Raw genomic sequence first — 19,541 nt, forward strand, 5'->3', positions numbered from 1 at the left:
ATCTCCACTGCAACCGCCGTACCCCCGGCCCCCGTCGTACCCAGTGCCCCGCCACTCGGTACCCCAGTTCCCGGTGGGCCCTGCCCCCCACTGCCACTCCGCCTGGAGGACGTCATGACCGCCGCACAGAACGCCCCCCAAGGGCAGTCCGCAGCCGCCGAGCCGGATCCCGGTGCCACCGTGCCCGCACCGGATCCGACCGCAACAGCGGTCGCCGCCACGGCAGTTGCCCCACCCGTGTCCGAGCCCGGGTCGGCCCCGGCCCCGGATGCCGGACTGGACCCGGAGTCCCTGCCCGACCCCGAGTCCCTGCCGGAGTCGGAGTCGGAGTCCCAGCCGGGCGCCGCCACCGCCACCGCCGAAGCCGAGGGTGAGACCCCGGCCGGAGCCGGTGCGGCGGGTGCCGCTGCCGTGCCCGACGTGGTCACCGTCGGCGACGACTCCGACGGCGGCAGCGCCGCCACCGCGCAGGACGGCCACCCCGGCCGCCCGTCCCGGGCCATCCTGGCCGCCGCGGCCATCGCGGGCGCGCTCCTGGTGTCGGTGCCGTTCCTGATCAACGCCGGCAACAACGACGACTCCACGGTCCGTACGGCCGGTTCGGGCAGCACGGCCGACACGGTGCTGGGCGACTCGCTCGACGGGGTGGCCCCGGGCTCCTTCGAATCGGCCGAACCGAAGCCGAACTCCGGCAAGGCGACGCCGTCGACGAAGGCATCGAAGGGCCCCGCGAACACCGGCAAGGTCGCGGCGGGCGGCGCGGCCCCGGGTGCCGGTGCGGCCGGGAACAGCGGCAGCAGTGGAAGCAAGGGCCAGAGCACGGGCTCCGGCAGCGGCTCCAACTCGTCGAAGAACTCCTCCGGTTCGAAGAGCAGCACGGGCTCCGGCTCCAAGAGCACGACCAGCGGCAGCAGTTCGGGCAACAGCGGCACCACCAGCAGCGGCACCAAGACGACGACCCCGGCCGTCATCCCCGGAGTGCTCATCTACAGTCACGCCTCCGGCAAGTGCATCGACATCGTCGGCGACAAGGCCAAGGACGGTGCCGCGCTGGAGATCTCGACGTGCAACGGCAAGGCCCAGCAGAAGTGGGTGTTCAAGTCCGACGGCACCGTGCGGGCCATGGGCATGTGCATGGACGTCGCCTGGGGCTCCACGGCGAACGGCGCGGCCATCCAGCTGGCCAAGTGCAGCGGCAACCCGGCCCAGAAGTTCATCCTCGCCACGCCCCGCGACCTGGTGAATCCGCAGGCCAACAAGTGCGTCGACGTCAAGGACAAGAAGACCGCCAACGGCACCCGGCTCCAGCTGTGGACGTGCAGCGGCACGGACAACCAGAAATGGAGCACCCGCTGACCTGAAATGCCGTTCCTCGCTGTGCGTGGGCGGCATTTCGCTGTGTGTGGGCGATATCTCGTCCGTCCGGGCGGTCGATGAAGATCACCAGGTCAGGGCGCCGGCCATGGCTCCGGCGCCCCCGGCACATCCCCCTTGCGGCTCTCTCACCTGGCTCGCGGACTAGTACGAGCCTAGGCTCGTACTAAAATTTCCGGCTTGTTACGGAACGGAGCTGGAGCCGGACAACCCCAGGCAGACCTGCGGGCCCCCGCCAGCGCCCCGGAATGTCTCCGGGAACGAGACGCGAGGACTGATGGCAGCCATACACGAGAGCAGTGCTCTCGGTCTGCTCGACGAAGAGATCCGCGAGCGGTTCGGCGACACGGCACGTTTCTCCGCGGGGCCCGCCGCCTCGCCGCGCACGCTCGTCGACATCTTCGACGCCACCGTACGTTCGTACCCGAACGAGCCCGCTCTCGACGACGGCACCACCTCGCTCACCTACCGCGCCCTGGCCGTCGAGGTCGAGACCGTACGCCGCCGGCTGAGCGCCGCGGGTGTCGGGCTCGGGGACCGCGTCGGGGTCCGGGTGCCGTCCGGCACCAATGAGCTGTACGTCGCCATCCTGGCCGTACTGGCCGCCGGTGCCGCCTACGTTCCCGTGGACGCCGAGGACCCGGACGAGCGCGCCGAGCTGGTGTTCGGCGAGGCCGACGTACGGGCCGTCGTCGGGGCCGGGTACGAGATCACCGTCCCCGGGGCCCGCAGCGAGCTGCCCGCGCACCGGCCCGGCATCGAGCACGACGCCTGGATCATCTTCACCTCCGGCTCCACCGGCAAGCCCAAGGGCGTCGCCGTCAGCCATCGCAGCGCCGCCGCCTTCGTGGACGCCGAGGCCGCGCTTTTCCTCACCGACGATCCCGTGGGACCCGGTGACCGGGTCATGGCGGGCCTCTCCGTGGCCTTCGACGCCTCCTGCGAGGAGATGTGGCTGGCCTGGCGCTACGGGGCCTGCCTGGTGCCCGTACCGCGCTCCCAGGTCCGTAGCGGGGCCGATCTGGGGCCCTGGCTGGTCGAGCAGGAGATCTCCGTCGTCTCGACCGTGCCCACACTGGCCGCGCTGTGGGAGCCCGAGACCCTCAACGACGTACGGCTGCTGATCTTCGGCGGGGAGGCGTGCCCGCCCGAGCTGGTGCAGCGGCTGGTGACGGAGGGGCGCGAGGTGTGGAACACCTACGGGCCCACCGAGGCCACCGTCGTCGCCTGCGCCTCCCTGATGACCGGCGAGGAGCCGATCCGGATCGGGCTGCCGCTGAACGGCTGGGAGCTGGCCGTCGTCGACGAGGCCGGGGAGCCGGTCGCCATGGGCGCCAGTGGGCAACTCGTGATCGGTGGGGTCGGGCTCGCCCGCTACCTCGACGCCGAGAAGGACGTCGAGAAGTACGCACCCCTCGAATCCCTCGGCTGGGAGCGGGCCTATCGCAGCGGTGACCTCGTCAAGGCCGAGCCCGAGGGGCTGATCTTCCTCGGCCGGGCCGACGAGCAGATCAAGCTCGGCGGACGCCGGATCGAGCTGGGCGAGGTCGACTCCGCGCTCCAGGCGCTGCCCGGTGTCGCCGGTGCCGCAGCCGCCGTACGGACCGCCCGCAGCGGCAACCAGCTGCTCGTCGGCTATGTCGTGACGCAGGACGGCTGGGACCACGCCGCCGCCGTCGAGCGGCTGCGCGCCGAGCTGCCCGCCGCCCTGGTGCCGCTGCTGGCGCCCGTCGACGACCTGCCGACGCGTACGTCCGGCAAGGTCGACCGGAACGCCCTGCCGTGGCCGCTGGAGGGGTTCGAGACCGGGCCCGCAGCCCAGCTGTACGGCACCGAGGCCTGGCTCGCCGAGCAGTGGGCCGAGGTCCTCGGCATCCCGGTCGGCAGCGCGGACGACGACTTCTTCGCGATCGGCGGCAGCAGCCTCGCCGCCGCCCTGCTGACCACGAAACTGCGGACCCGCTACGCCAGCGCGGCCGTCCTCGACATCTACCAGCAGCCCGTGCTGCGCGCGCTCGCCCGGCATCTGGAGGAGTCCGCGCAGGACGACACCAGCGGACGGATCATCGCGCCGGTTCCGCTGCGCGCCAAGGCCCTCCAGCTGCTCCTCCTCATCCCCCTGTTCACGCTGCTCGGGCTCCGGTGGGCGGTCGCGCTGGCCGCCGCCGGGAACGTCCTGCACTGGTTCGGTGCCTATCCGTGGGCGCCGTCCACGTCGTGGTGGGCGGTGGCGGCCGGGGCGGTCGTGTTCTTCTCGCCGCCCGGGCGGCTCGCCCTCGCGGCCGGTGGGGCGCGGCTGCTGCTGAAGGGCGTCAAGCCGGGCCGCTATCCGCGCGGTGGCAGCGTGCACCTGCGCCTCTGGACGGCCGAGCGGCTCGCCGAGTTCAGCGGGGCGACCTCGCTGACCGGGGCCTGGCTGGAGCGGTACGCGCGTGCGCTGGGCGGCAAGGTCGGGGCGGACGTCGATCTGCACTCGCTGCCGCCGGTCACCGGCATGCTCAAGCTGGGGCGCGGGGCGGCCGTCGAGTCCGAGGTGGACCTTTCCGGCCACTGGCTGGACGGGGACCGACTGGAGATCGGGCAGGTCAAGGTGGGCGCCGGCGCTGTCGTCGGGACGCGCAGCCTGCTCTTCCCGGGGGCGCGGGTCGGCAAGCGGGCCGAGGTGGCGCCGGGTTCGGCGGTCGCCGGGACCGTGCCGACCGGACAGCGCTGGGCCGGTGCACCGGCCGTCAAGCTGGGCAAGGCCAAGCGGAACTGGCCGAAGGAGCGTCCGCAGCGCGGGCGCGCCTGGCGGGCCATGTACGGCATCACCGGGTTCGCGCTGAGCGCCCTGCCGGTGATGGCGGGTGCGGTCGCGCTGCTGGTCACTAGCCTGTTCGTCGACCCGAGCGCCGGGCTGGGCGGCGCCCTGCGGGGCGTCGGCCTCGCGCTGGTACCGGCCACGCTGGCCTTCGGTCTGGCGTACGCGCTGGTGCTGCTGATCGCCGTACGGCTGCTGAGTCTGGGCCTGCGCGAGGGTACGCATCCCACGCACAGCCGGATCGGCTGGCAGGCCTGGACGGTCACCCAGCTGATGGACCGCTCCCGCGAGACGCTGTTCCCTCTGTACGCCGGGCTGATCACGCCGGTGTGGCTGCGGCTGCTCGGTATGCGGATCGGGCGCGGCGCCGAGGTGTCGACCGTGCTGGCGCTGCCGAGCCTGACGACCGTCGGCGAAGGCGCCTTCCTGGCCGACGACACCCTGACCGCCCCGTACGAGCTGGGCGGTGGCTGGCTGCGGATCGGGCGGGCCGAGATCGGGCGGCGGGCCTTCCTCGGCAACTCCGGGATGACCGCGCCGGGCCGCTCCGTTCCCGACGGCGGGCTGGTCGGGGTCCTCTCGGCCACCCCGAAGAAGGCCAAGAAGGGCAGCTCGTACCTGGGTCTGCCCCCGATGAAGCTGCCCCGGGCGGCGAGCGGCGGCGATCAGAGCCGTACGTACGACCCGCCCGCGCGTCTGCTGTGGGCGCGGGCGCTGGTGGAGCTGTTCCGGATCGTGCCGGTGTTCTGCTCGGCCGGGCTGGCCGTGCTGACGGTCGCCGCGTTCAGTGTGCTGGGGGGCTGGTTCTGGCTGGTGGGCGGGCTGGTGCTGCTCGGGGTCGGCGCGCTCGCCTGTGTGCTGTCCATCGTCGCCAAGTGGGTGCTCGTGGGGCGTCACCGCGCCGGTGAGCATCCGCTGTGGAGCGGTTTCGTGTGGCGCAACGAGCTGGCGGACACCTTCGTCGAGGTCGTCGCCGTGCCGTGGCTCGTGGGTTCCGTGCCGGGTACGCCGGTCATGTCGGCGTGGCTGCGGGGGCTCGGCGCGCACATCGGGAAGGGGGTCTGGGTGGAGAGCTACTGGCTGCCCGAGACCGACCTGGTGACCATCGAGGACGCGGCGACCGTGAACCGGGGATGCGTGCTCCAGACGCACCTCTTCCACGACCGGATCTTGCGGACGGATACTGTGGTCCTCCGTGAGGGCGCGACGCTGGGTCCTGGCGGGATCGTCCTGCCCGGTTCCACGGTCGGCGCCCGGTCCACTCTGGGTCCCGCGTCGTTGGTCATGGCGGCGGAGTCCGTTCCCGACGACACCCGCTGGCTGGGCAACCCGATCGAGTCATGGCGTTCCTGAAGGCGGTGGGCGCGGCTCGTCCGGGTACCGGGGCAGGAGAGGGTGCGTCTCCGGCATCACGTACGAGCACAGCGCAGGGAGCAGACTCAGCAGTGAGCGTTCAGCAGACGGTGGGTTCGGACCCGTACTTCCCGGCCAACGGTGACGCCCGTTACCGGGTGCACCGGTACGAGCTCGCGCTGGACTACCGCCCCGGCCCGAACCGGCTGGCGGGCACGGCCCGTATCAACGCCATAGCGGGCCGGTCCCCGCTTGCCGAATTCCAGCTCAACCTGGGCGACTTCAAGATCGGCCGGGTACGGGTGGACGGCAAGGCGGCGCACTACACGCACCGGGGCGGCCGGCTGCGCATCCGTCCCGCGAAGCCTCTGCGGGTGGGCGCCGCGTTCACCGTCGAGGTGCACTGGGCGGGCAATCCCAAGCCGGTCAGCAGTCCCTGGGGCGGGCTCGGCTGGGAGGAGCTGGAGGACGGGGCGCTGGTGGCGAGCCAGCCGATCGGGGCGCCGTCCTGGTACCCGTGCAACGACCGGCCCGCCGACAAGGCGTCCTACCAGATCTCCATCACGACGCCGTCCGCGTACTCGGTGGTGGCCGGTGGGCGGCTGCTGACGAGGACGACGAAGGCGTCGACGACCACGTGGGTGTACGAGCAGTCCGCGCCGACGTCGAGCTATCTGGTCGGGCTGTCGATCGGGAAGTACCAGACCGTGCTGCTCGGTGACCCGGGGCTGGGTGGCGTACCCCAACACGGGCACATTCCGGCCGAGTTGCTCACCGAGTTCTCCCGGGACTTCGCCCGGCAGCCCGCCATGATGGAGCTGTTCCAGGAGCTGTTCGGGCCTTATCCGTTCGGTGAGTACGCGGTCGTGGTGACCGAGGAGGAACTCGATGTGCCCGTCGAGGCACAGGGGTTGTCGCTGTTCGGCGCCAACCATGTGGACGGGGCGCGGAGTTCGGAACGGCTCGTCGCGCACGAGCTGGCCCATCAGTGGTTCGGGAACAGCGTGTCCATCGCGGACTGGCGGCACATCTGGCTGAACGAGGGGTTCGCCAAGTACGCGGAGTGGTTGTGGTCGGAGCGGTCGGGCGGGCGCAGTGCGCAGCAACACGCCGCGGTCGCGCATCGGTTGCTGTCCGGGCGGCCACAGGATCTGCGACTCGCCGATCCTGGGCGGAAGTTGATGTTCGACGACCGGTTGTATCAGCGGGGTGGGCTCACTGTGCACGCGGTGCGGTGTGCGCTGGGGGACGAGGTGTTCTTCCGGATGCTGCGGGGGTGGGCTGGGCTGCATCGGGGTGGGTCGGTGAGTACGGGTACGTTCACGGCTTATGTGGCTCGGTTTGCTGCGGAGCCGTTGGATGAGTTGTTCACTGCGTGGCTTTATGAGGGGGCGTTGCCGGCGTTGCCGACTGCGCCGCCTTCTTCGTCGCCGGTGGTGGAAGGGCCGCGGGTGCCTGCGCGGCCCTCCTATCCGCCGTCTACTGCTTAGTGGTTGTCTGCGGGTGCGCTGTGGCTGGTCGCGCAGTTCCCCGCGCCCCTATGGGGCGCGTCTCAGCTGGCTGGGACTTTTAGTTTGTCCCAGCTGGTCTTTCCGGGGATTCCGTCCGCGTCCTTGCCTTTGAAGTTCAGTTTCTGTTGCCAGGCCGCGTAGGACTTGCGGTCGGACTCTGTCCATTCCGGGCTGGGGCCGGATTCGTAACGGCCGCAGCCCTCTGCCACCAGGCGGTGGCCCATTGCCGTGATCACCGGGGACTTCTGCCCGACATGGAAGAAGCCAGCGCCCGGGAACGGCACGTACGTCGGCTTGGGGGGTGTGGGCTGAGGGGTGTCCTTGCCGCCTCCTCCCCCTGCCAGGCGTTCGCGGATGCGTGTTCGCATGCTGTCCATCGTGAAGCCTCGTGGGTCCACCTTGCCGGGCTGCCATTCCTTGTGGCCTATGACCGAGCGTTCGGTCCAGCCGTGGTGGCGGCAGATCGCGGCGGAGACCTTTTCGATGGCCTCCTTCTGCGCCTCGGGCCAGGGGTCCGTGCCGTTGCCGAGGTTGATGCACTCGAAGCCGTAGAAGTGGCGGTTGCCGTCGGTGTCGGCCTCGTTGTCGACGGGGAGTTTCGACTCGTTGATCACGGCGCGCAGGACGTCGTTGTCGCCGAGGCCCGCGTGGTTGGCGCGGCCGTTGCCGACCAGGTGGATGTGGCCCTCTTTGTCGATGACACCGTGGCAGAGAGGGCCGGGCAGGCTGGTGTAGCCGTCGTAGCAGAGGGCCACGGAACCGCTCGTACCCGAGGTGACGGTGTGGTGGATCATCACGCCGTTCACCGGGCCCCACGGGCCCTTCGAATTGCGGTTGTGGGTACGCCAGTTGCGGACCTCGTGGACCGTCAGGCCCTCCGCACGCAGGAGTTCCAGCAGCTTGGACGCGCTCAGCGGATTCGCCATTACTTGTCTCCGTCCACGGCCGCCTCCGCTTCCGCGGTGGTCTGGGATCGCCCATGGGAGGGGTCGGCGTCCGCCGACTGTTCCTCCCTGCGGGCCTGGGCCTCCGTCGCGAGGGCCGCCTCGTCGGCCGCCGGGACGCTGCTCGCCGCCCAGCCGAACGCGCGGCGCAGGTCCACGGTGCTGCCCTCGCCCTTGACCAGGGCCAGCGGGGCGAAGGAGCGGAGGATGCCGCCGGGCGCCTGGAGGAGGGGGCGGCGGGCCTGGTCGACCGGCCATTCGACGCTGCCGGTGGCGGTGCGGGCGGGGATCAGCCAGTGATCGCCGGTCGTATAGGCGGCGCCCTTCGCGAAGTAGACCTCGACGCCGTCTTCCAGAGGCAGCCACTCCCCCTCCGTGACCGGGACGGCTCCGTTGCGCAGTGCTGTCGTACGGCCCTTGCGCTTCGGGCCCTCGTGGTGGTCCCAGCGGCGGAGGAAGGGGTTCAAGTGGGGCAGGCGGCCCACGCCCGGCTCCGGCTCGGCGGAGAGGCGGACTCGGCGGCCGGGGAGGTCCAGTTCCTCGACTCGGAGGAGGAGCAGGGGTTCGAGGCGGGAGGCGTACGCCGTGTCGGTGAACTCGACGCGGTCGCCGACGTCCAGGTCGAGCTTGTCGTCGTAGCCGAGGGACGCCAACTGGACCCACGTACCGTCGAGTTCGTCGACCGGGAAGACGACCGAGCCGTTCTCGCGGGACCACTTGAAGGTGGCGTCCTTGGCTTCGCCCGCGTCGTGGATCTCGACGCGGTAGAGCTGGTTCTCGGGGCCCCGGTAGCGGGCGTCGGGCTTGACGAGGCAGGGGTCCTCGTCGGCGTGGTCGGGACGTTCGCTGCGGGCGGCGAGGCGGGCCGTGGGGGTGGACTGCTTCAGGGCCCAGCGGTCGAAGGCGGCGCTCACCACCTCCTTGGACGGCTCGGGCTCCTCGATCTCCAGCGCGGCCAGCGACAGCGGCAGCACCTGCCAGACGACCTTCACGCGGGCGGCGGTGTCGGGCAGGGCCGCGCCGAGGGCGACCTCACGCAGCGCCGGTTCCTCGGCGGCCGTCACCGAGCGCTCCCACACCTTGAGGTAGACGAGGAACGGTGACTGGGCGGGCGAGGGCAGCCGGTCGGCGGGCTTCTCCGGGTCGCGGAAGCCGTCGGGCTGGTCCCAGTAGGTCCAGTACGCGGGCGGCTGGGCGGTGTCCGGCTCCTGGGCCTGTGCGTCCTGGGCGTCCTCGTCGTCCGCCGGTACGGGGGTGCCGGGGGCCGGGCGGTTCGCGTCGAGGAGGATGCCGTCGACGTAGTACCGGCCGCCGTGGATGTACAGGGTGTCGATGTCGTGCCTGCCGCCCACGTACTCGACCCGGAAGCCGGCCGAGCCGCGCGGGCCGCCGTGCGGTCCGATCAGGTCGGCGGCGAGGGTACGGGCCTGGTGGAGCTGGATCGCGGCCTGTTCGTTGGCGTCGGCGTCGAGCTGGACGCGGCCCTGCTGGGCGATGACCGCGGAGTAGTGGCGGTCGGGGCGGAAGGTGAGTCGGGAGAGATCGGCGTGCATGAAGGGGGTCCCCCAGGGTCGGAAGTGTGCGGGTTCGCAGGGTCGTTGGCAGGCGCTTCGTATGGGCTCTGGTTCGCTCAGGTCACGAAGAAGATGCCCGCGTCCGTTCCGGCGGGCGTGTACTCCGCGAGTCGCGCCCGTAGTCCGTCCTCGCGCTGCGGGCGGTACAGGTCGTGGAAGGTGCCCAGTTCGGCGCCGTCGTCCGCGCCGCGCCGGATCTCCTCGGCCGACCGGTCGGCCAACTGCCCGTACCAGGGCGTCCCGTAGCGCTGCGACGCGAACAACGGCCGTACGCGGGACGCCTGTTCGGGCCCGGCCAGGTCCGGCTGGCAGCGGTGGCGGCGGGGCGTACGGGACCCGGTGGGGACGTACGAGTAGCGCAGGCAGCCGATGCCGCGCCGGGCCACGTGCAGTCGGCCGGTGAAGATCGAGTTCTCGGCGATGCGTACCGCGTGGGTGTGGATCTCGCCGATGACGGTGGTGCGGTGGAGGTGCAGGACGGCGTGGGCGTGGCGGCAGTCGGGGGCGGAGAGGGCCTCGCGGTCGTCGCCGGTGGCGTCCAGGACGCTGTCGCGGAGGTGGATGTCGAGGGGTTCCTCGCTGACCTCGTCGCCGATGACCTCGATGGTGCCGAGGATGCTGTGCTCGATCTGGAGGCAGGCGGTGGTGCGTTCGAGGACGATGCTCGGTTCGTCGGGCGAGTGCGGGTCGCACTCCGGCTCCAGCGACCAGCCGGGGACGAGCGTGGAGTGCCGTAGGACGACCGCGCCCATCGGGCCGGTGACGTTGATGCCGCGGCCGGCGACGAGGAGTCCGTCGAGGGTGATCCGGGGGCGCTCGTGCGGGGCGCAGTCGTCCGCCACGGCACGGATGTTGAGGGCGTCGGGGCGGTTGCTGTACCAGTCGAGGAGCCGGATCACCGGGCGGGTGCCTTCGGCTGCGCGGAGTTCGAGGCGGTCGCCGGGGTCGAGGTCGAAGTCCAACTGCTCCTGGTAGGCGCCGCTGTGGGTGATCTCGATGATGCCTTCGGGGCCGGTGCGATCCGCCCGGCGGTCCTGCTGCCAGGCGCGGTAGGCGTCCATGATCTGGCGGTACGGCTGTCCCGGGCCGACCCGGTAGAAGACCGCGTCGGGACGGTCCTCGCGGTCGGCGCGCTCGTACTCGCCGCCGCCCATGTCGGCGCCGAACGCGTAGTGGTGGTCCACCCAGACGCCCTGCCGGGGTGCCGAGCGGGCGCCGAACGCGATCCGGCCCAGCTCGGGGTCGACGGCGACCTGGCCGCGCCTGGGGCGGTAGCGCCAGTCGGAGAGGTCGGTGACCACGATGTCGGACGGGGGTACGGGCTTGTCCTCGCCGTCGCGCCGGATCACGAAGCTCTTGCCGGGGCCGTAGTAGTCGGCGAGGCGGTCGTGGAGCAGGCGGCGGGTGATGAAGGCGGGCACGTTGTCGACGGCGGCGAGGTGCGTGGGCGAGGGCTCCGGGACGGGCTTGGTGACCAGGGGGCTGTCGTTGCCGAGGATCGAGAAGGTGTAGAGGTTGCGGGCACGGTCGACGCAGTACGCCGGGGAGCGGGTCAGCGAGTACGCCTTGAGCCGCCAGACGAAGAGCCCGACTCCGGCCGGGGTCCAACCGCCCTGCCTGCGCCGGGAGTTGGCACTGCGGACGTCGACCGTACGGGCCGCCGTGTCGAAGGCGCCGCCGGCGAGGGCGAGCGCGGAGCTGTCCCGGAGGTCGAGGAGGCGGCCCCTGCCCGTGTCCCGGTGGAGCTTCACCGGCTGGCTGTGGGCGACCAGGCGCGACAGCTCGACAGCACGCGCGGGCCAGTCGGCGACCTGCTCGGAGATCTCCTCCAGGAGGTGCAGGGTGCCCTTGCGGCGGCGGTTGGCGACGGTGGCCGCCACATCGGCGCGCGGGGCGATGGCCTCGGCGAGCGCGGCCCGGCCGCCGTCGTGCAGCCCTGTGGTGAGGACGCGTTCGTAGCCGGGGAGGGTGCGGTAGCCGACCAGGTCGCCGAGGTAGGGCAGCACCCAGGGGGCCGCCGTCTCGACGAACAGGTCCTCGTAGCCCTGCTCGACTCCGTCGCGAACGCGGTCGAGTTGCTCGGCGATCACCGCGAGCAGCGCGCGCAGCGGTTCGCCCTCCTCGGCGTCACGCAGGAGATGCCAGCGGGGCAGGAGGGCGGCGAGGCCGTCGGGCTCGCGGGCGGTCCCCTGGGCTGCGGTCTCGAACTGGACGTCAGGAGACATCACTTGACCTCCGTGAGTATCAGGGTGTCGGCCGCTCGCGGGGACAGCAGGGCGAGCTGGGCGGGGCGGATGCCGCGGAAGACGTACACTGTCCGGCCTTTGGCGAGGCGCCGGGTGTCGGTGATGTCGGGGTTGAGGCGCAGGAGTTCGGCGAGCGGGACACCGTAGCGGGCGCAGACCGCCGACAGCGTCTCGCCGTCCGCGTTCCGTACCGTGTGGGTCTGCTCGTCGTACGTCGCCGGGTACGCCGGCACCGAGGCCTTCGGCGTGCCCGGGTGGGCGAGCAGCTCGGTGAGCTGGTCCGGGGTGGCGGAGGCGGGGACGCCGGTGAAGACGTCCACGTCGATGTAGTCGACGCCGGGCACGGTGTGGGCCGTGGCGAGGACCTCGGAGAGACGGGCCGGGCGGCCCAACTCCCGCCCCTCGAAGCCGAGTCGGCGGAGCAGGGCCTGGCGCAGACGTGGTTCGACCAGCTCCCAGGCGTAGTCCGGGGCGACCTTGACCCTGGCCGCGACGAGGAGCAGGACGAGTTCGCGGACGTCGACACGGACGGGGAGGTTCGGGTCGCCGTACTCGGTGAGGGCACCGCGCAGCGCACGCAAAATATCCGAGTCGTCAGCGATCGGGACGTCGTCCGTGCCCGCGACCGTGACATGCAGCAACCGCCGCCGCCCGTCGAAGAGTTCACGTGCGACGGCCCGGCCGATGCCGGCGCGGGAGCGGGCGAAGTCCTCGTAGTCGGTGTCGGACACCAGGCGGTCCAGGGCCGACACGGCGAGCGGGATCGTACGGCGGGTCAGGCCGGGCCCGTCCGCGTCCGAACCGCCGGTCGCCGGGCGGGGGTTGGTGACCCGGCTGACGCCGAGCGGCCGGGTGAGGGGCTGGGTGATCCGGTCGGCGGCGGTGTTGGCGGCCTTGCCGGTGCCGAAGCGGTAGCGGGCGCGGACGTTCTCGTGGCCGCTGGGCAGCCGGGCGCCGTTGACTCCGTCGCCGAAGGTCACCGTCGTACGGCCGTCGGAGGTGGTGCCGGTGATGTAGACGCGGTCGCGCGGGCCGCGTCCGGCGAGGCTGTCGACCTCGTGCCAGCGCAGCCCGTCGACGCGGATCTCCAACACCGCTGTGGCGCCGAGGGGGTTGTCGTCGGCGAGCCAGGTGAGCGGGGACTGCCAGAGCGCGAAGGTCTGGTTGACGCGGTCCGAGTCGCCGCCGCCGATGGCCTCGTCGCGGCCCTCGCCGTGCGTCGCCTCGACGACGTTGCCGAGGATACGGACGGTCCCTCGGTGGTAGCGGTGGGCGAGGTCGGCGGTCAGGACGAGCCGCGTGTGGACGTGGTCGCCGGGGAGTTGGGGATCGACGGCCGGATCGGCGGCGGCGAGGGTGACGACCTCGGTGGCCTGGACGCCGGCCGTGCCGGGGATGTCGGTGCGTTCGCCGGTGACGATCAGGGTCCGGCCGGGGCGCAACCCGTCGTACAGGTCGGCGAGTTCGATCTCGTTGCCGTGCACGTCCTCGCCGAGCGGTTCGTCGGCGAGGCGGAGGGGTTTGCCGTCCGCGTGCACGGTGGTGTCGCGGATGTGCGAGAGCAGCACGTCGAACTCGTCCAACCAGGGGTCGGCGAGGGTGAGTTCGGTGCCCCGGCCGGCGATGCCGTAGTTGGTGTAGACGGCCGTACGGGCGGCGACCACCTGTGTGGTGACGAAGGCGAGCTTCGGGTCGCCGGGGATGCCGCCCTCAACTCCCTTGGCGGGGCGCTGGATCGCGACCCAGCTGCCGACGGTGATGCCGGTGTGGACGGTGTCGAGCTGGAGGACGGTGCGGTTGACGGCCTGCGGCTTGCTCGCGATGACCACCTCCACATTGGGCTCGGCTGCGCCCGGCGTGTAGCGCAGGCTCACCTCGTACTCGCCGTGGGTGAACTGTTCGGGGACGCCCGGCCGCAGGGCGATCTCGTGCGCGGCACCGTTCTCGATCCGGACGTGCACCAGGCCCTCGTCGTCGGGCCGCGACACGGACACCGTGCGCTCCGGCAGTCCCGAGTGCAGCCGGGCGGTGACCCCTGGCCCCTGGGGGTCCGGGGGGTCGGCGGCGCGTCGGCCTGACCTGCCCGGGTCGCGCTCCTGGCCCGCGCGCACGGACAGTTCGACCTGCCCCACGCCCAGCGGGAACGTGACGAACTGCGGCACGGGCAGGTTCTCGGCCCGCTGGTCGGAGCTGCTCCCCTCGACGTACTGGAACTCGGCCCTGACCGGAACCTTGCCCGAAGTGTCGTAGACGACCCGCATGCTGGTGAGCGCGGCCCCCGTGAGCGGCCAGTCGGCACTGCGGATGACCCGGCCCCGGTCGTCCTGGACCGGCTTGAGCGGGGCGGTGGAGCCGAAGGGAGCCGTGGTGACACGCAACGCGAGCAGTTCGCGCAGGAACTGCGGGGTGGCGGGGGCGGCGGCGGTACGCCAGGCCGGGTAGAGGCTGCCGAGACCCGGGTTGAGCGCGGAGAGAAGCCGAGCGGTGTCGGGCTGCCGGGTGCGGGGTCCGGGGGCAACGGCTGGGGTTTGGGCCCGCAGGGCGGGCAGAACAGCGGCCAGCGCCTGAAAAGCGGCGGCACGGGAGGCGCCCTGAAGGGGCGCGGGGAACTGCGCGACCAGCCCCCGCGGCGCGAAAGCCGCCCGACCACCTACCGCGGCACCCCCTTCCGCGCTCTGGGCCGGTGCCAACTCAAGCGCACGCTCACCAAGTTCGCCCAGCACCGCCTCCAACTGCTCGAACCACGCCGACACATCCTCGTACGGCGTGGCCAACACCTGCGCCTCACCAAGCCGCGCAACAGGCTCAACAAGCCGACCCGCAAGCTGCTCCGGAGACTTCACCCCGTCCAGGTCGCTGCGCAACGGGCCAAGAACCTGATCGTCGAAGTCCTCGATCAACCGACTCACCGGGCGCGGATTGGGCACCTCCGGAGTCGGCGGCTCATCACCCGGCTCCCCCGGTGTCGCAGGCTCCGCGACCCACACGCGGACCTCGTCCACCAGCTCCTTCAGCGTGCGCGGAGCCGACTGCGGCAGAGAGATCGCCGTGATGTCGTCGTCCCGATCGACGCGCGCGTCGGCAACGGGCAGCAACTTCCGCTCACCGCCCGCCCGTTCCCCGAAGACGAAGAGCAACTGGTCGCCGGACTGGAGGGAGTTCGCGGTGCCCTCGACGAAGAGTGCGGAGCGGGTCTCCAGGTCCTCGGGGGTGAGGAGGGAGGGCCGCCGACGGCGGACCTTCAGCTCGTTCCAGTCCCAGCGGGCCGTCAGGTCGCGGCTCGTCTCGAAGGTCTGCGACTGCTCGTCGGCGGACGCCGGCACGCTGTTGCTGCGCGCCCCACGCGGGATCAGCACGGGCAACGTCTCGGCGCGCGGGTCTCGTTCGAGGGTGTACGCGAGATGCGTGGCGGCGGCGACTCCGGGGCGCGGCCGGTGTCCGACGAGCCGCCCGAGCAGGACGAGCGAGCGGTGCTCGTTGGCCGTACGGACGTAGGCCTCGTCGGCGACCCGCTCGGAGTGGAAGGTGAGCAGGTCACCGAGGACGGCGGTGGCGTCGAGGAGGCCGATCGCCGGGTCGTCCGGGGTGCGGACGGTGAGGCCGCCGAGGGCCGGGTACGCGGGTGAGGCGAGCCGGTCGAGGAGGGCGGCGCGGAAACTGCCGTACTCGCCGACGCGGTAGTCGAGGGCGGTGCGGCCGGGCGGGTTGTGGAGCGGGGCCGGGGCGAGCCGCTCGTCGTACCCGGTGCGGCAGGCACCGCCACAGGTGCAGTCATCCTCGAAGTCGGTGTCCTGGACGGACGGTTCGTTGGTCATCGGGCACCTCCAAGAGGCGTCAGGGATATCGCCAGGAGGCCGTTCTCCGGCCGGTCCGGGTCGTTGTCGCAGGTGGCGATCTCCAACGGGCCGAGCCGCAGCACGCCGTCCTCCCTCTCTCCTCGGTCCTGCTCGAACAGCCGCCGCAGACTGGTCACTTGGACGCTCTCCACTCCCGGTACGGCGGCGGCGACGGCGACCAGGCGGCTGAGCCGGACCGGCTCGCCGAAGGTCAGCGCGTCCGGGTGGAAGAAGCCGAGCCGTCCGTCGGACAGTCGGCCGGTGCCGAGTACGCGGTACAACTCGGCGAGGATCTGCCCGTGTTGGTGGCCGGGCGCGGCGCACACGGCCAGCGCGAGGTCCAGCGGTACGTGCCGGGCGGGGCCGACGACGAGGTCGTGGCCGATGCGCCGGTACGCCTCCAGGGCCTGGGCGACCGACGTGAGCAGGGCGGACGAGGGTGCGCCGGTGCCGTACGCGTCGATCGCGATGTGGGCTTCCTGGGTGCTGCCGGTCCAGCGGATCTCGGCGGCGGCGCGCTGGACGCCGGGGAGGGCGGTGGCGAGGGCCGCGTAGTCCTCGGCGGTGACAGCACGCAGTCGGGTGCGGCGCAGGTCGAGGGGGGCCAACTGCCGTACCTGGTCCACCGCTTCGGGTTCCGTGCCGCCGGTGGCGGGCAGCGGGTTGCGGACGACGGCGACGGGCGGCGGCTCGCAATCCCCTTGCTGTTCCTGGTGGTTGACGACCAGGTGGTTGATGGCCTCGGCGCCGACGTTGCCCGCGCTGCCGCCGCCGAGGCGGTAGCGGGCGGCGAGACGCGTCCCCGGGACGGGCCGGGCGCCGTGCCGGCCGTCGCCGAAGCGGAGCGCGAGCCGTCCGTCGTCCTCCAGCTCACCGACGAAGTGCCGGTCCCGGGAGCCGCTGCCGAGCAGATCGCGGCGGGGGTGCCAGGAGTGGTCGCCTTGCTGGATGGTGACGGCGGGCAGGGCGCGGCGCGGGTCCTGCGTGAGGGCGGCGGTCGCGGAGCCGCGCAGTACGGGCTCGTCGGGGTGGAGTCCGGTCGCGTACGCCGGGCCCCAACTGTGCGCGATCTCCCAGGCGATGTGCCCGTCGAGGACGGCACCGGCGCGGGCCCGGGCGGTGAGGATCTCGATGCGGCGGAGCTTGCCGTCGAGCAACTCGTCGTTGCGGAACAGGAGTTCACGCAGAGCGCGGACGGGGTGGCGGCGGAGTTCGAGCCGCTCCAGCACCTTCAGGCCGTACACGACGGCGAGTTCGGCGATCTCCTCGTCGCCCAGCCCGTCGCGGTCGCGGGCACTGCGCCACAGTTCGACGAGCCGCTGCCGTACCCGCCCGGGGACGGCAGCGATCCGCTCGGCCTGGCCGGCGGAGACGGTCGCCGGGTCGGGGAACGGCACCGCCTGGGCGATCGGGGCCCGCCCGAGGACGGGCCGGAAGCGGGGCTTGATCCCGGGGTAGACGGACTGCGCGAGCAGGGTGCGCAGGGCGGCGGCCTGGGCGTACGCCGTGCCGGGCACCACCCGTTCGTGCCGCTGTCCGGCGCGTTCGAGGCCGAGTCCGGCGCGGGTCGTGGCGGCCTCGCCGAGTACGTCGAACAGCTCGCGGATGTCGTCGGCCGACAGCGCTTCCCCGCGCTCTGCCTTGTCCGCAAGGGAGTTGACGAGTCGGGCGGATGCGTTGCCCTCCGTGCGGTCGGCGCAGCCGAAGGCGGGCGGGTCACAGGGGGCGACGACGGCGGGGACGGGCGGGACGGTGAACGTCTCGGGGAGTCCGTCGCCGGGCAGGGAGCGGCCGTGGCCGACGAGGACGACGTTTCCGCGGGCCAGGGTGACGTCGTGGACGGGCAGGCAGTCGCGTCCGCCGCGGGTGGTGAGGCAGAGCGGAAAGCGCAGGGCGTCCTCGGCGGCCCAGGTGACCTCCAGGACCGGCTGGTCCTCGATGCGGTCGAGGGCGGGGGTGACGGAGGTGAGGCGGACGGCCTGGCGGTGGGTGGGATCGGCGTCGCCGGGGGTGCCGGTGCGCGGGCCCTTGACCTCCTCCAGGACGAGCAAGTCGCCCGGCCTGAGGTCGAGTTGGCGGTCCCGGCAGGTCTCGGGGTCCTGCCACTCGTCGCGCAGGGTGGCGGCGGTGGCGCCCTTCGGCAGGGCGGACACCTCGGCGCCCCAGGTCCACAGCCGGATCGCGTTGTGGGCGACCCGCAGCTCCAACTGGTCGGCGGCCAGGACCGGTTCGAAGACCTCGACCGAGCCGCGCTCGTCGAGGTCGGCGAGATCGTGGTCGTCGACGACGGTGCCGGGCTCCGGCCGGTCGTGCGGGTCGAGGGTGCGGACGTCGACGGAGGCGAAGCGGAAGGTGCCCGGGGCGAGCGTGTGGTCACCGGCGGTCTCGACGGTGACGTACGCCCGTGCCGTGCAGCCGTCGTGCATCGCGTAGTCGATGAGCCGGACGTGCCGGCGTACGGAGACCCGGCGGCGGGCGGTGTCGAGGTAGGCCTCGGTGGCGACCGCGTCCTGCTGGTAGCTGATCTGGTCGCCGGTGTACGCGAGCAGCTCGACGAGGGCCACGCCCAGGTCGGCGGGGTTGCGCTCGACCCAGTCGGGGGTGGTGAGCGCGAGCCGGTCCAGGAGCAGTTTGCGGATCGTGTCGTAGTCGCGGGCGGTGTAGTCGACGACGGGCGCGTCGGGGAAGGAGCCGTCTGCGGACCCCGGCAGCTCATCTTCCTTGCAGTCGAAGGGAGTTGGGCAGTCGGGCCGGAAGGAGAAGAAGGCGGAGTGGTAGCGCTGGTCGAAGCCCCGGTAGGGCTGGGTGCCCGGGCGGTCGTACGGGTCGGTCTCGACGAGGGCGAGGCGGTAGCGGGAGGTGTCGCCGGCCTTGTCGAGGGTGACGTACAGCAGGTCGTCGAGTTCCGGGTCGTCCTCGCGCTCGACGCTCACGTCGACGGCGGTGATGCCGGTGATACGCCGGCCGCCGTCGATGCGGATGTTCTCGGGGCACAGGCCGTGCGGGGCCTTGCCGAGGAACGTGACGGTGAGCAGCAGTCCGTCGTCGCTGACCTCGACGGCGTCAACTCCGTTGAGCTGGGCGGCTCTTACCTTGGCTCGCCGGGAAACGGTGCTGCCGCTGGTCGTGTTGGTGCTCATGCGGCCCGCCCTTCGAAGACGTCGTCGCGTCGGGTGCCGGTGGCGCGTACGACGTACGAGAGATGTACGCGTACGACGTTGTCCTCGCCGAACACGTCGAGGGCCAGCACGTCGATGAGGTCGCCGAGCCAGCGCTGGAGCGAGGCCTGCACGGAGAGTTCGAGCGTGCTGATCAGCTCCGGGCTGCTGGGCGCGAAGACGAGGTCGAGGAGTCCGCAGCCGAAGTCGGGGCGCATCACGCGCTCGCCGGGGCTGGTGAAGAGGAGCTGCTCGACCAGGTCGTGGACGTGCTCGGCGTGCCGGGCGTGCGCGGTGCGGCCACGCCGGTCGGCGCGGAAGGGGAAGGCGAGGTCGCTGCGGGGGCGTGCATTCGTTGCCGTGTTCATGGCGCCGGGGTTGGTCGGGCGGCTCATCGGACGGTGACCTTTCGCTGCGCGGCCTGGACGACGGGCGGTCCCTGCGGGACGAAGGCCGACGTGAAGCACTGGGCCGCGGAGGAGTCGAGCAGCACGGGCGCGCCGTCGACGAGGACGCCGCTGCTGCCGGCGGTCCAGCGGACCGTGACGCAGGGCGTGGGCACACCGTCGACGGTGTGCGGGCAGCCGGTGACGACGGCGTGGGCGTGCGCGGCCGTGACGACGACGGCGCCCGCGACCCGTACGCCACCGGTGGGTGTGGTGGCCGCGCTGACACGACCGCCGTGCGGGCAGCCGATCACGGCGCTCGCATCGAGCAGACTCCCGGACACTTCTCTTCGTCCCCC

General features: G+C 72.2%; 10 protein-coding genes. 3 read left to right on the top strand and 7 right to left on the bottom strand.

Annotated elements, in window-relative coordinates; genetic code table 11:
* Positions 1-114 precede the first annotated feature (114 nt).
* From ACWDR4_RS30280 to ACWDR4_RS30290, 3 genes are all read left to right on the top strand, one after another.
* The gene (locus ACWDR4_RS30280) at positions 115-1,356 is read left to right on the top strand and encodes a ricin-type beta-trefoil lectin domain protein (protein ID WP_450413276.1); all 1,242 of its coding nucleotides are present in this window, start codon (positions 115-117) and stop codon (positions 1,354-1,356) included.
* 295 nt (positions 1,357-1,651) lie between these two features.
* Entirely contained in the window at positions 1,652-5,527 is a 3,876-nt protein-coding gene (locus tag ACWDR4_RS30285; protein ID WP_450413277.1) for a Pls/PosA family non-ribosomal peptide synthetase, read from the top strand.
* 92 nt (positions 5,528-5,619) lie between these two features.
* The gene (locus tag ACWDR4_RS30290) at positions 5,620-7,017 is read left to right on the top strand and encodes a M1 family metallopeptidase (RefSeq protein WP_450413278.1); all 1,398 of its coding nucleotides are present in this window, start codon (positions 5,620-5,622) and stop codon (positions 7,015-7,017) included.
* 62 nt (positions 7,018-7,079) lie between these two features.
* On the opposite strand, the gene ACWDR4_RS30295 is transcribed toward ACWDR4_RS30290, so the two are convergent.
* The 7 genes from ACWDR4_RS30295 to ACWDR4_RS30325 form a co-directional block, all read right to left on the bottom strand.
* Positions 7,080-7,964 carry a peptidoglycan-binding protein gene (locus tag ACWDR4_RS30295; protein ID WP_450413279.1) on the bottom strand — a complete coding sequence of 295 codons (885 nt, stop codon included), beginning with the start codon at positions 7,962-7,964 and terminating at the stop codon, positions 7,080-7,082.
* Positions 7,964-9,535, bottom strand: a complete 1,572-nt coding sequence (locus ACWDR4_RS30300) for a DUF6519 domain-containing protein (protein WP_450413280.1) — start codon at positions 9,533-9,535, stop codon at positions 7,964-7,966. The genes ACWDR4_RS30295 and ACWDR4_RS30300 overlap by 1 nt, the downstream gene beginning before the upstream one ends.
* Positions 9,536-9,612: 77 nt before the next feature.
* Complete coding sequence (locus ACWDR4_RS30305) at positions 9,613-11,781, bottom strand: hypothetical protein (RefSeq protein WP_450413281.1); 2,169 nt, start codon at positions 11,779-11,781, stop codon at positions 9,613-9,615.
* Positions 11,781-15,617, bottom strand: coding sequence for a putative baseplate assembly protein (locus ACWDR4_RS30310; RefSeq protein WP_450413282.1), 3,837 nt, complete (start codon positions 15,615-15,617; stop codon positions 11,781-11,783). Before ACWDR4_RS30310 ends, ACWDR4_RS30305 begins: the two co-directional genes overlap by 1 nt.
* On the bottom strand, positions 15,614-18,778 hold the full coding sequence (locus ACWDR4_RS30315; RefSeq protein WP_450413283.1) for a putative baseplate assembly protein: 3,165 nt from the start codon (positions 18,776-18,778) through the stop codon (positions 15,614-15,616). Before ACWDR4_RS30315 ends, ACWDR4_RS30310 begins: the two co-directional genes overlap by 4 nt.
* A complete protein-coding gene (locus ACWDR4_RS30320; protein WP_450413284.1) occupies positions 18,775-19,191 on the bottom strand; it encodes a GPW/gp25 family protein in 417 nt (138 codons plus the stop codon). Before ACWDR4_RS30320 ends, ACWDR4_RS30315 begins: the two co-directional genes overlap by 4 nt.
* On the bottom strand, positions 19,188-19,526 hold the full coding sequence (locus ACWDR4_RS30325; RefSeq protein ID WP_450413285.1) for a hypothetical protein: 339 nt from the start codon (positions 19,524-19,526) through the stop codon (positions 19,188-19,190). Before ACWDR4_RS30325 ends, ACWDR4_RS30320 begins: the two co-directional genes overlap by 4 nt.
* Positions 19,527-19,541 lie beyond the last annotated feature (15 nt).

This window comes from Streptomyces sp. NPDC000878 (assembly GCF_053599695.1).

Excerpts from the sequence above, each read along its gene's own strand:
- ACWDR4_RS30295 (WP_450413279.1), bottom strand. The coding sequence starts at position 7,964 with ATGGCGAATCCGCTGAGCGCGTCCAAGCTGCTGGAACTCCTGCGTGCG.
- ACWDR4_RS30305 (WP_450413281.1), bottom strand. The coding sequence starts at position 11,781 with ATGTCTCCTGACGTCCAGTTCGAGACCGCAGCCCAGGGGACCGCCCGC.
- ACWDR4_RS30320 (WP_450413284.1), bottom strand. The coding sequence starts at position 19,191 with ATGAGCCGCCCGACCAACCCCGGCGCCATGAACACGGCAACGAATGCA.
- ACWDR4_RS30310 (WP_450413282.1), bottom strand. The coding sequence starts at position 15,617 with ATGACCAACGAACCGTCCGTCCAGGACACCGACTTCGAGGATGACTGC.
- ACWDR4_RS30300 (WP_450413280.1), bottom strand. The coding sequence starts at position 9,535 with ATGCACGCCGATCTCTCCCGACTCACCTTCCGCCCCGACCGCCACTAC.
- ACWDR4_RS30315 (WP_450413283.1), bottom strand. The coding sequence starts at position 18,778 with ATGAGCACCAACACGACCAGCGGCAGCACCGTTTCCCGGCGAGCCAAG.
- ACWDR4_RS30280 (WP_450413276.1), top strand. The coding sequence starts at position 115 with ATGACCGCCGCACAGAACGCCCCCCAAGGGCAGTCCGCAGCCGCCGAG.
- ACWDR4_RS30285 (WP_450413277.1), top strand. The coding sequence starts at position 1,652 with ATGGCAGCCATACACGAGAGCAGTGCTCTCGGTCTGCTCGACGAAGAG.